At 42.1% G+C, this 12513-nt stretch carries 10 protein-coding genes, 1 pseudogene and 1 riboswitch; of the genes and pseudogenes, 7 read left to right on the top strand and 4 right to left on the bottom strand.

Translation table 11 applies throughout. From position 1 onward, the window contains the following. Positions 1-89 precede the first annotated feature (89 nt). Both trpB and FTU98_RS04305 read right to left on the bottom strand, forming a co-directional pair. Positions 90-1334, bottom strand: a complete 1245-nt coding sequence (trpB, locus tag FTU98_RS04300) for a tryptophan synthase subunit beta (RefSeq protein ID WP_004975067.1) — start codon at positions 1332-1334, stop codon at positions 90-92. Further along, positions 1306-1959: a phosphoribosylanthranilate isomerase gene (locus FTU98_RS04305; protein WP_004975062.1), complete on the bottom strand. Its 654-nt coding sequence runs from the start codon at positions 1957-1959 to the stop codon at positions 1306-1308. Before FTU98_RS04305 ends, trpB begins: the two co-directional genes overlap by 29 nt. A gap of 192 nt (positions 1960-2151) precedes the next feature. Beyond that, positions 2152-2376: riboswitch (cobalamin riboswitch) on the top strand. A gap of 35 nt (positions 2377-2411) precedes the next feature. Here FTU98_RS04305 and FTU98_RS04310 point away from each other — a divergent pair. The 6 genes and pseudogenes from FTU98_RS04310 to FTU98_RS04335 all read left to right on the top strand — a co-directional run. Continuing rightward, entirely contained in the window at positions 2412-4256 is a 1845-nt protein-coding gene (locus FTU98_RS04310; RefSeq protein WP_019836281.1) for a TonB-dependent siderophore receptor, read from the top strand. Between the two features lie 139 nt (positions 4257-4395). Next, complete coding sequence (locus tag FTU98_RS04315; RefSeq protein WP_180050503.1) at positions 4396-4980, top strand: cob(I)yrinic acid a,c-diamide adenosyltransferase; 585 nt, start codon at positions 4396-4398, stop codon at positions 4978-4980. 168 nt (positions 4981-5148) lie between these two features. Continuing rightward, entirely contained in the window at positions 5149-5862 is a 714-nt protein-coding gene (locus FTU98_RS04320) for a glycerophosphodiester phosphodiesterase (RefSeq protein ID WP_180050506.1), read from the top strand. A gap of 289 nt (positions 5863-6151) precedes the next feature. Further along, a complete protein-coding gene (locus tag FTU98_RS04325) occupies positions 6152-7318 on the top strand; it encodes an acyl-CoA desaturase (protein WP_096901530.1) in 1167 nt (388 codons plus the stop codon). Positions 7319-7442: 124 nt separating this feature from the next. Beyond that, complete coding sequence (locus FTU98_RS04330; protein ID WP_180050510.1) at positions 7443-8888, top strand: YdiU family protein; 1446 nt, start codon at positions 7443-7445, stop codon at positions 8886-8888. 86 nt (positions 8889-8974) lie between these two features. Continuing rightward, positions 8975-9268, top strand: a pseudogene (locus FTU98_RS04335) (MmcQ/YjbR family DNA-binding protein); the annotation flags it as partial. Between the two features lie 111 nt (positions 9269-9379). On the opposite strand, the gene FTU98_RS04340 reads toward FTU98_RS04335, so the two are convergent. Next, positions 9380-10066, bottom strand: a complete 687-nt coding sequence (locus FTU98_RS04340) for a response regulator (RefSeq protein WP_179995984.1) — start codon at positions 10064-10066, stop codon at positions 9380-9382. Positions 10067-10086: 20 nt separating this feature from the next. Then, positions 10087-11742 carry a sensor histidine kinase efflux regulator BaeS gene (gene baeS, locus FTU98_RS04345; protein WP_180050513.1) on the bottom strand — a complete coding sequence of 552 codons (1656 nt, stop codon included), beginning with the start codon at positions 11740-11742 and terminating at the stop codon, positions 10087-10089. A gap of 139 nt (positions 11743-11881) precedes the next feature. Between baeS and FTU98_RS04350 the strand changes: the two genes are divergently transcribed. Continuing rightward, on the top strand, positions 11882-12499 hold the full coding sequence (locus FTU98_RS04350; protein WP_179993916.1) for a hypothetical protein: 618 nt from the start codon (positions 11882-11884) through the stop codon (positions 12497-12499). Positions 12500-12513: the final 14 nt, after the last annotated feature.

Genomic DNA, 12513 nt, shown 5'->3' on the forward strand with positions numbered 1-12513 from the left:
TTTCAATCCTCCAAATAAAAAATCGTGCCGAATTGCTTCAGCACGATTGAATTGAAATGTAGCATACTTTATTTCAAGCAGTTTACGATTTACATATCCACCATTTCCACGCCATCAATGCGGGCAACAGTCATTAAGTCTTTATCGCCACGACCTGAAACAGTCGCAATAATGATTTGGTCTTTATCCATCGTTGGTGCAAGCTTGCTCACATAAGCCATAGCATGCGAGCTTTCTAAAGCAGGAATAATCCCTTCGATACGGGTTAAATCACGGAAACCTTGCAAGGCTTCTTGGTCATTGATTGGCACGTAATCGACACGGTGCATATCTTTCAGGAAGCTGTGCTCTGGCCCTACACCTGGATAATCCAGACCTGCAGAAATAGAGTGGGTTTCAATGATCTGACCTTGTGCATCAGACATTAAATAAGTACGGTTACCGTGTAATACGCCCACGTGTCCTGCATTCAATGGTGCAGAGTGTTTGCCTGTTTCAATGCCTAAACCTGCAGCTTCGACACCGTACATTTTCACTTCGGCATCGTTCAAGAATGGATAAAACAAGCCCATGGCATTAGAACCACCGCCTACACAAGCTACTAATGCATCAGGTAAACGACCTGCCTGCTCTTGAATTTGGCGACGCGCTTCACGACCAATAATCGACTGGAAATCACGTACCAATTGTGGATATGGGTGTGGGCCAGCGACCGTACCAATCACGTAATATGTAGAGTCAACATTGGTGACCCAGTCACGCATGGCTTCGTTCATGGCATCTTTTAAGGTTTTTGAGCCACTTTCTACAGGTACAACCGTTGCCCCGAGTAAACGCATACGGTAAACATTCATAGCCTGACGTTTCACGTCTTCTGCACCCATGAACACCACACATTCCAAGCCTAAACGAGCGGCAATGGTCGCGGTTGCTACACCGTGCTGACCTGCACCTGTTTCGGCAATAATGCGTTTTTTACCAGACAGTTTTGCCAACAGTGCCTGACCAATGGTGTTGTTCACTTTATGTGAGCCAGTATGGTTCAAATCTTCACGTTTTAAGTAAATTTGTGCACCACCCAACTCTTTTGACCATCGCTCAGCATAATACAAAGGACTAGGACGACCTACATAGTAGGCGAGATCGCGGTCGAATTCTGCCAAAAACTGCGGATCATCTTTCATGCGGAAATACAATTTCTCTAAATCTTGTAAAGCCGCCATCAGCGTTTCTGACACAAAACGTCCGCCATGGATACCAAAATGCCCTTTTGCATCTGGGAATTGGGTATAGTCAATCACTGAGTTATTGTGATTTGTACTTTGCTGATCCACGTTGGACTCCTTGCATGAAGTTTTCTATGAGTTGTTGGTCTTTAATACCTTTTGCAGACTCAACTCCGCCACTGACATCAACGGCATAGGCTTGAGTCGTCTGAATTGCATCTTCAATATTTTCAGGGTTTAAACCACCCGCCAAAATTAAAGGAATATCGAGTTTGGGGAATTTTGACCAGTCAAAACTGTGTCCTGTTCCACCTTTGAGTTCAGGATGCCACGCGTCTAATAATACTGCGCTTGCACCTGCTTGTTGATAGCTTTTTATCGCATCTAACACATTTAAATCAGGTTTGACCTGAATGGCTTTGTACCATCGACGTCCAACTTGCTGTGCTATTTGCTGACATTGCAAGGGTGTTTCATCACCATGAAATTGCAGAATATCTAAAGGTACTTGTTTCAGTACAGCGGCTATTTCTTCTGCCGTTGCATTGACAAATAAACCAACCACTTGCACATAAGCGGGAATGTGTTGCAGCAAGCCTTGTGCTTGCTCAATGCTCACATTGCGTGGGCTAGGTGGATAAAACACCAAGCCAATCGCATCTGCACCCGCATGCACCACACTGTTTATATCTTGAATTCGCGTGATTCCGCAAATTTTGGCACGGGTACGCATCGTTTTGGACTCTAATCCTGATTTTCAATTTTCATTTTGCTGATCTTGCTGTGCGTGACTTTTAAATTGTCTGTTCACACTAACAAAATCAGATATTGGGGCGAATCATTGTAATGCAATTTTAAGGGGTTGAGTGAAGTTCAGGCGGATTATTCTGCATTTCCGTTGTTTAAATGGCATACAGACTTTATACTTCGCGCAAATGCAACGAGTCCTAGCTTTGAGCTTTAGGGAAGTTGGTGAAAGTCCAACACTGCCCCCGCAACGGTAACCATGAAACGTATATCAATTTAAATCTTATGATTTACACCACTGTATGAACAATATGGGAAGGTGGATATACAGCGAAGCAATCATAAATTAGAAGATGCTTGGCACATTGAAGTCCGGAGACCTGCTTGTTGTGCCCTTAACTCAATCATTCACGTGGGGTGAATGTATGGAGCAAAGTCATGTCTACTCTTTTTCAGCCTACTGCTTTAGTGGGCGCAATTGCGCTTGCAATGGGTTTTTCAACTTCAGTTTTTGCTGCAGAATCGCAAGATCAGCGTGTGGTGAATGTTGCTTTAGATACGCTTGTTGTTACTGCTTCACGTAGTGAACAAAATATTAAAGATGTTCCTGCGCGGATTAATATTATTGAGCCAAAGATTTTGGAACAATCGCCAATTGCTTCTTTTCCTGATTTACTAAAATACAATGCTGCCATCAACATGGTTCAAAGTGGTGGTATGGGGCAACTTGCCGATATTTATTTGCGTGGTACTGAATCAGACCATACTTTGATTTTACGTGATGGTATACGATTAAATAATGCATCTTCGGGTACAGCAAATCTTGCTTTTATTGACACCACAGATATCAAACAAATCGAAATTCTAAAAGGTCCTGCATCTGTTCTCTATGGTACAGATGCTATTGGCGGTGTGATTCAATTGATTTCAAAAAAACCTGAAAAAACAGGTGCCTTTATTACAGGTGAAGTGGGCGAAAACAAAACCTATAAATCCGTCATCGGTGCTGATTTATATGAAGACAGTTTTTATGCTCAAATTCGCGGCCAACGATTAGAATCTGATGCAACAAAAGTAACCAACCAAAAAACTAGCAGCAATGAAACTGCTTCTTTTGATCAAAAAGGCTTTAGTACCAAACTTGGTGTAGAAAAAGAAAACTTTGCAACATCAATTGACTACAGCACAAATAAAGGCACTAGCTTATATGATGCTTATACATTTAACGGTGCATTGCTGAAACAAGACTTTGAAAATGAAATTATCAATCTTCGCGGTCGTATAAACCTGACCGATCAATTTGAACTGAATGCACGTTTGTCTCAATTTACAGATGAAGTCGACCAAAAAGATTCAACCGACTTTGTACATGGTAAAACTCAAGAAGCAGAATTCTATGGTAAATGGAACTTCATGCCTCAGCAGACTTTACTTACGGGTGTGACTCATCGCAATCTCGATGGCGATATTCTATCTTATGGCACACCCTATGATGAAGAAGTAGACTCAACCGGATATTATATTCAGCATCAACTTAACGGGACTAAACTTAATACCCAAGTGGGTGTTCGTGTAGAAGACAATGAAAAATATGGGACGCATACTGTAGGTCAAATTGCTGCTCGGTATCAATTGCTACCATCAACTAGCGCATATGTAAATGTAGGTACAGCATTTAAATCGCCAACCTTGAATGAACTTTATAATTCATGGAATGGCAACCCTAATCTGAACCCAGAAGAAAGCACCTCCTATGAAATTGGTTTTGACCAAAATCTAGCTTATGGCTTGCAAACAGGTTTATCTGCTTACTATACAGAAGTTGAAGATTTAATCGCCTCAGACCGCAATGGCAAACTGACAAATATTCAAAAGGCGACGTACCAAGGGGGTGAGGCTTATTTAGGTTGGCAGCAAGATGATTTATTTGCTAAAGCAACCTATAGTTACGTTAAACCTCAAAATGCTGCAACTCATCAAGATTTAAATCGTCGCCCACGTCAAGGTTTTACCTTAACAACTGGCTTACAAAATGAAATATATGGTATTAGCGCATCTTTGGTCGCTAAATCCAAATCCAAAGATTGGGATAAAAACTATAAGAACCCAGGTTATGCAACGGTTGATGTAAATGCTTTCTGGAATGTAAACCCAAATGTCAAACTATTTACCAATATTCAAAATATTGGGGATGTTGAATACAAGACCGCATACCAAGATCAAGGTTATTACTACATCAACGGCGGTCGCCTCGCTTCAGCAGGTGTAACTTTCCGCTACTAAAACCCGCATAACAACAAAAACTTTAAAACAGCGCAGTTTATGGATAATGTAATGACCGACATTATCCTTTTTTATTGCGCCAGCTTTTATTTCTTACGACCAAGTAAACGCAACTTTCACTTTCAAACAAGGAACGATCATGGGCCACCGTTTAAGCAAAATCTACACCCGCACAGGCGACTCAGGTACAACAGGACTGGGCGATGGCTCACGTGTTGCCAAAGACGACTTACGCATTCATGCACTGGGTGATGTCGATGAACTCAATGCCTGCATTGGCGTATTGCGCTCACAAATTACACATAGCAGCATTCAAGACAAAAACACTTGGGACAAATCGCTCAGCCTGATTCAGCACTGGCTATTCGATTTAGGCGGTGAAGTCTGTATCCCCAATTACCACCTCGTACAACCGCTTGCAATTGAGTACCTAGAACAAGACATTGACCGTATGAATGAAAGCCTGCCAATGCTCAAAGAATTTATTTTACCTGCAGGTACATTGGCATGCAGTTATGCACATCAAGCTCGTGCTGTATGTCGTCGTGCAGAACGCAGTTTAATGACCGTACACAACCGTGATCAAAATATTCAGGCACCGTCTTTGCAATTACTGAACCGACTGTCTGACTGGCTATTTGTCGCATCTCGCAGCTTGCAACGTGCCGAAGGAGGCAGCGAAGTGTTATGGCAAAAGAACATCAATGACAGTATCGACAACTAACATTACAAGCTAAAATCGGAAACTAAAATAAAGCCCTGATTTTGCATCTAAAAAATCACGTCGGATGCTGCTTGAAATTTCACACCATCCGACCAAAATAAGAGATGTCATCTCTTTGTCACGTCGTACTTGCAAAATGAAAGCAAACTTTCAATTCATGGGCACATTATGCGCATAATTGGTCATCGTGGTGCGCGTGGCGAAGCGCCTGAAAACACACTCGGTGGTTTTGAATATATTCAAAATATTGGCATTCGAGCGGTTGAGTTTGATGTGCGTCAACTCAAAGACAATGCCTTAGTGGTTATGCATGATGATCAATTCATTCGCACCACAGGACAAGACAAAGCACTGTATGAATGTAGTCTGGAAGATTTAAACCATTACAATCATGCGGTGATGTGGTCGGACTGGAATAAAGTCGAAACCACGCCCCTACTCAATCAAACCATGAACATTATTCAAAGTTTTGATCATATTGAAGTAGAAGTCAAAGCGGTCAACTCGCATGCCGCTGCCGAAAAAATTACCCAAAGTTTAGAGCAACATTTGAAGGGTTTTGAACACAACGCCATCATCACCAGTTTTGATCCGAAAATTCACTGGGCTTTGCAACAACAAAAATCACGCTTTAAACGCGGTTTATTGGTTGAAGATGATCTGCAATATCAAGCCATTGATCAGGCTTTAGAATTAGGTTGTTGCCAAATTGGTTGGATGAACGAACTCGCAACCGGTGCGCTCATTCAAGCCACACAACAGGCCAAACTGAATATCAGCGTTTGGACAGTCAACCAGATTGAACGCGCCAAACAGCTTAAAGATTTAGGGATTCAGGGTTTAATTACCGATTATCCTAAACTGATGATGCAACACTTGTAAGCGGTAACCTTAAGCATATTGATGAATAAATAAATGATTTATCGTGCTTGTTTGGCTACCGTATATCATATTTCCGTAAAATCTCGCAGATACCATTATATTCTGTTACCACCCAGTACAATACAACTGTACAATAATGCTGTGATCGTGAATACGCTCATGCTAATATGCGAAAAAATTAATCCCTAAAAAATTTAATACTATGATTTCAATCTATAGATCGGTCATAGCGTTATAACGGATTAAGCGTCCATTTATACCTCCCAAGGTTCTAGGAGTGCTGTTGGAGATGAATGCTCCCTTACCCAAAGCCCCAATCAACTGGATTGCCATCTTTGCACTGGTTTTCTTACCTATTGTTGCAGTGATCGCGATTCCTTGGTATGCCTATCACCATGATTTTAGCTTAGCCGCTTGGATCAGCATGTTTGTATTACTTGGCGTAAGTAGCTTGGGTATTACAGCAGGTTATCACCGTTTATGGGCACACCGTGCTTATGAAGCTACCCTTCCCTTGAAAATCATTTTAATGATTATGGGAACATTTGCCGTTCAGAACAGTATTTTGTTCTGGGGTTCAGGTCACCGCACCCATCACCGCCATGTTGATGATGTCGAAAAAGACCCATATTCAATTAATAATGGTTTTTGGTTTGCGCACATGGGCTGGATGCTACGTGACTACCCTGCCGCAGAGCCAAACTTTAAAAATGCGCCAGATTTGTTAAATGACAAGTTGGTGATGTTCCAACACAAATACTATATTCCGCTCGTAATTGCAGTTCACGTTGGCATTTTGGTGCCAATTGGTTGGGCTGTGGGCGATATGTGGGGCGTGTTGTTATTGGGCGGTTTAATGCGTCTGATTTTAAGCCACCATGTTACCTTCTTTATTAACTCGCTGTGCCACATGTGGGGTTCGCGTCCTTATACTGACGAAAATACCGCGCGTGATAACTTCTGGTTAGCAATTGCCACTTGGGGCGAGGGTTATCATAACTATCACCACATTTTCCAGTATGATTATCGTAATGGCGTAAAATGGTGGCAATATGACCCAACTAAATGGTTAATTTGGTCATGCTCGAAGTTGGGCTTAGCGAAAAACTTACGCCGTATTCCAAGCTTTAATATTAAAAAAGCAGAATTGGCGATGCGTTTTAAATATGCAGAGCAAGACTTGGCGGTCTATGGACACAATGTAAATGATGACATTGGCCAAGTTAAAAGCCGTATTTCGCAAGAATATGATGCCTTTACCCAAACCCTGAACGATTGGGCAAAGTTAAAAGAGCAAGAAATTCAGGCGAAAAAAGCGTCTGTAGCAGAAAAAATTCACCAAATGGATGACAAATTGAAAGTTGAATTCCAGTTGGTTGAACAGCGTCTTTCACACCATCGTGAAACCTTGAACTTGCTGATGCGCAACCTGAAAAAGAATCCTGTATCTGAATAAACCTCTGTTCTGATGCACTGCGAAAGCCCTGACCTGTTCAGGGCTTTCTGCATTTTTAGACTACAGTTTTTAAAGTCTAAGTTTGCTATAGTGAAACTCACTTTGTGCCAAGCGCTTCATCATCATGCAATTTAATCCACGTTATCCGACCCTGCCCGCCCGTCTTTATCACATGCAGCAGCCTTTACCTTTAAAAGGTGCAAAAGCAGGACACTTTAATGCTGCATTGGCAAAAGAACTGCAATGGACAGCAGAGGAACAACAACAATGGGTTGAAATTTGCAGCGGACAAACCACGTTTAAAGAATTTCCTGCTTTGGCAATGGTCTATGCGGGACATCAATTTGGTCAGTGGGCAGGTCAATTGGGCGATGGACGCGGTTTACTTATTGCGCAAGTTTTGGACACACAACAACGTACAATTGATCTTCATTTAAAAGGTGCAGGTGCAACGCTTTATTCACGTATGGGGGATGGACGTGCCGTGTTACGTTCAGTGATTCGTGAATATTTGGCAGGTCATGCTTTAAATGCGCTGGGTGTGCCATCAAGCAATGCAGTTGGATTTACCTCATCTACTCAAGGCGTACAACGTGAAAAATTAGAACTTGGCGCAATGCTATTACGCACATCAGACTGTCATATTCGTTTGGGACATTTTGAATGGATCAATCAGTATCAACCTGAATTACTGCCTGAATTTGTGCAAAAGTGTATCGAATGGCACTATCATGAATGCTTGACAGCCGAACAGCCTGTACTCGCCTTTGCTACACAAGTCATTCAACGTACCGCTGTCATGATTGCCAAATGGCAATTGGTCGGTTTTGCGCATGGCGTGATGAACACCGATAATTTAAATATTACAGGTTCAACACTCGATTTTGGCCCTTATGGCTTTATGGAGCGTTTTCGTCCCAACTGGATCAACAACCATTCGGACTATCAAGGACGTTATACCTACCAACAACAACCGAGTGTGGCACACTGGAATTTGTGGGTTTGGTTGAACAATTTAATTCCGCTTGAACAAAACCCAGATCAGAAAGAACACTGGAAACAAGCACTGGCAGCATGTTTAGAGCATTTTGAACCGACTTTTTTAGAGCATTACAAACTTGGTTTATGTGAAAAAATGGGACTACCAAGTTTCCACAAAGACAGTTTTGACTGCGCTACCAACTTCTTACGCATTTTGCAAAGTGAGCAACTGGATTACACCCAAAGCTTTATCCGCCTACAAAATAAACAATACACAGAAATACTGGATGATTGTTTGGATCGTCGTCAGTGGGAAAGCTTTTTGGCGCAGTATTTACAAATTCGTGAACATCAGGATACCGATGCCTTAGATACTGCTATGCAGCAAGTCAACCCTCATTATATTTTGCGCAATCACATGGCACAAAAGGCGATTGAGCACGCAGAACGTGATGATTTTTCAGAAGTTGAGCGTTTATTTAACTTGCTCAGCCAACCGTATATTCAACAAACGGCATTGGAAAAACCTGAAGATTTAACACCTTTACCCAGTGATGTGCCAGAAGTGATGGTGAGTTGTTCATCTTAATATCAATGCACTCGCCAAAGGACGTTTAAAATTCCAACAAAGTTATACACATTTTCTGTGGAAAAAGCTGTGGTTATCCACAGGATAAAGTTTTCGATAAAGTATTTATGCTGAGTCTGAATTTAAATGGTCATGCCATCATCAATCTAAAAGTTCAACCTGAACATGGTGCCATGCTACGCGATTTTTATCCGTATATCCGTGCAGGTTGGCACATGAACAAACAGCACTGGATTTTGATTTTTGCAGATGACAATTTAGATGAGCAATTGGTGCAAGATTTGGTCTTAAACTCCTATGAACTGGTAGTCGCAAAATTAAGGAAAGCGGAAAGACAAAGGGTTGAGCTTTTAAGAAGTGCAATGCCCTTCAACCAATAAAATCTGTGATTTTTTTTAAGGATATTCACCGATTCATTTTTAACCTTCCAAAATGGAAAGGAAACAGCCAAAGCGAACCCTCCCTGATTCGCTTTTTTCTACAGCTAAGGCTTAATCTTCAGGATACTCAAAACGATAACCCACACCATACACCGCCTGAATCCATTCATGACGATTACCTGTTTCGGCAGCATCAGAAATTTTACGGCGCAAGTTTTTAATGTGGCTATCAATCACACGGTCTGCCACTTCAAAACTGTCAGGGTTAATATGATCTAGCAATTGCGCACGTGAATACACCTGCCCGACATGCTCTAAAAACAATTCCAATAAACGGAATTCGGTTGGGGTCAAATTCAAGGTTTTTTGCTGATACCAAATACGCTGCTGTGCTTTATCCATACGGAATAAATCATTACTTTCTGGCTCATTTTTACGTTCCAAACGGCGCAATACTGCCTGCACGCGCGCGACCAATTCTTTCGGGCTAAAAGGCTTACATACATAATCATCTGCGCCCATGTTCAAACCTAGCACCCGATCAATTTCCTCAGTACGTGCCGTGACCATAATAATAGGCACATCAGACTGTTCACGCACTTTGCGGCAAATGGTCAAACCATCCATACGAGGAATCATCAAGTCTAAAATCATCAGGCTTGGTTTACGCTGCAAAAAGCTGTCATAGGCCTCTTGTCCATCATGAAACATACTGACTTCAAATCCAGCAGCTTCTAAATAATCTCGCACCAATTGGGCAAGTTCAATTTCATCTTCAACCAGCAAGATATGTTTCATGCACGATTCCTTAAAGTCTTTCAAGATTTGATTGTTTTGGGAAAGCTTAATTTGCAACGTAAACCACCCAATGGTGAATGTGCAAAACTTAACTCTCCGCCCAATGCTTTGGCAATTTTGACCGATAAAGCCAGACCTAAACCTGTCCCGCCTGTGGCACGTGTACGTGAATCATCGGCGCGATAGAAACGCTCACCCAAACGTGCCAATTGTTCATCACTTAAACCAAACGGACTGTCATCTACATATACTGTCCATTCTGTTACGCTTTGACTGGTATGGATATGCACCTGCCCACCCGCTTCGGTATAACGAATACTATTACTGAGCAAGTTGAGCATAATTTGTTTAAAACGGTCTATATCCAATTGTAATTGCGTGCCTTCACCCGACACGATCAAGTCCAACTGCGCCTGTTCAAATTTCGGCTTGAAGCTTTCAATTTCCTGCTCAATCACTTGCCATGGATCAATGGTCGCAAAATAGCATTTCAACTGCATAGCCTCAGCTTGCGCTAAGTCTGATAAATCCTGAGTGAGTTTTTTCAGACTGTTGACCTGATGCATCATCGCAGCCAAATGTTCTGGCGTTGCTTTGCGAATACCATCCTGCATAGCTTCAATTTGCGCCTGCAATACGGCCAACGGGGTTTTCAACTCATGTGAAGTATCTGCCACCCACTGACGACGTGAAGTTTCATGTTGATCTAAAATCACCGCCAAATGATTCAACTCGGTAGATAAATCACCCAATTCATCATTACGATTGACCGTGACCTGATGCTGATAATGCCCTTTGGTCAATTCACGTGTACCATTCAACAAACGCTGAATCGGTTTTTTAAAATAGGTCGCCAATAACAATGCAGCAATCAAGCTCGCCAAAATACTTAAAGCATAAACCAATAATAAATAACGGGTTTGCTTACTAAAAAAGTTAATACTTAAAGCATCTTCCTGATCTAACACAGGTTTTAAGCCTAAATAGCCCACGACTTTTTCATTGACCATAATTGGACGATAAGAAATTTGAGTTTCAGCAGGCTCTCCTACCACAAATTGCCGCTGTGCATCATATAAAGATAAGCGCGAACTCAAACCCAAGCGGTCAGGCATCGAAATAAATTGTTTTTTACCTGAAGATTCTGTCGCGTTGTTTTGCCCTTCATTTTTACGATCTGAACGGAAAGCATTTTGATTGGCACTTAAAGGAAATACCAAACCTTCAAATGGCTGGAATTGTGAAGGTAAATTCAGTTCTAACCAGCGAAGTTCTGCGGCATTGGCTTGTCGTTTGGCTGGATCAGGTTCGACCACACTTGGGTTCACATTGGCTAAGGTATGTTCCTGAAAATAACGCTGCTGCAAGGCAATGTCATACTGACGGCGCAACCACCACCGCGATAAACGGTCATAATCATCGGGTGCAGCCTCACCTTCAATTTGGAGAATTTGCGCCTGAATGGCGTTGCCCCAATCGTGATATACCGCATAGACTTCTGCCAAGTTTTGAATGACTAAGTCCAGCTTTTGCATTTCGACATCAGCCACATATTTGCTGAAGTTTCGCTGCATATTGACATGCAATACCCCCAAACTGACCGTGGTAATTAGCAAGGTCGTCAGCAGCACTGTTAAGAACAGGCGTAATGCGATGGGTATACGGCGAATTTTCAAAAGCGCAATCTCAGCTTTTCTTATTGATTTTGAGCATTGTAACCAACAGTGCTAGAAAAAACTCTCCATTGTTTCTACATCTTTATTATTTAATCTTTAATCATCCAAAATCACATGCTCTTGTATGGGGGAATTTAGAATGAATAAGATGACAAAAATTGCTTTAGCCACTGCCAGCGTTTTATCTGTAGGTGCGTTGACTGCCTGTCAATCCACACAAGCACCAAAAGATATGAAGCAGTCGCAATATATGCATGGTCATTATCAAAAAGACCGTCACATGACGCCTGAACAACGCAAACAATTTGAAAAAATGCGTACTGAACGTAAACAAGTCATGCAAGACATTAAAAAAGCCTGCGATGGCAAAGCGGTGGGTTCAGTAGTCCAAATTAAAGCAGGTGAGCAAACACTAGAAGGCACATGTGCGATTTCATTTAAACCGAACCGCGATAAAATGAAACGTGGTGAACATCGCCCAATGCGTGGCGATAAAGCCGATCGTGGTGAATTCCGTGGCATGCATATGCATCGTGGCGAACCACTAACCGATGCGAAACGTGCTGAGTTAACTCAGCAATACGATCAACGTTTAGCTGAACGTCAAGCGCGTGAACAAGCTGCGACCAAAGCCTGCCAAGGTCAAACGGATGGTAAAGCCGTGCAGCTAAAAGTCGGCACACAAACAATAGATGGCAAATGTATCGTTCACTTCCAACCTAACGCACCTGTTTCAGCACCGGATAAGGCTGCTTAAGCCACTCTAAAAAG

The sequence above is a fragment of the Acinetobacter sp. YH12211 genome, from assembly GCF_013418015.1.
Classification (GTDB): Bacteria; Pseudomonadota; Gammaproteobacteria; order Pseudomonadales; family Moraxellaceae; genus Acinetobacter; species Acinetobacter towneri.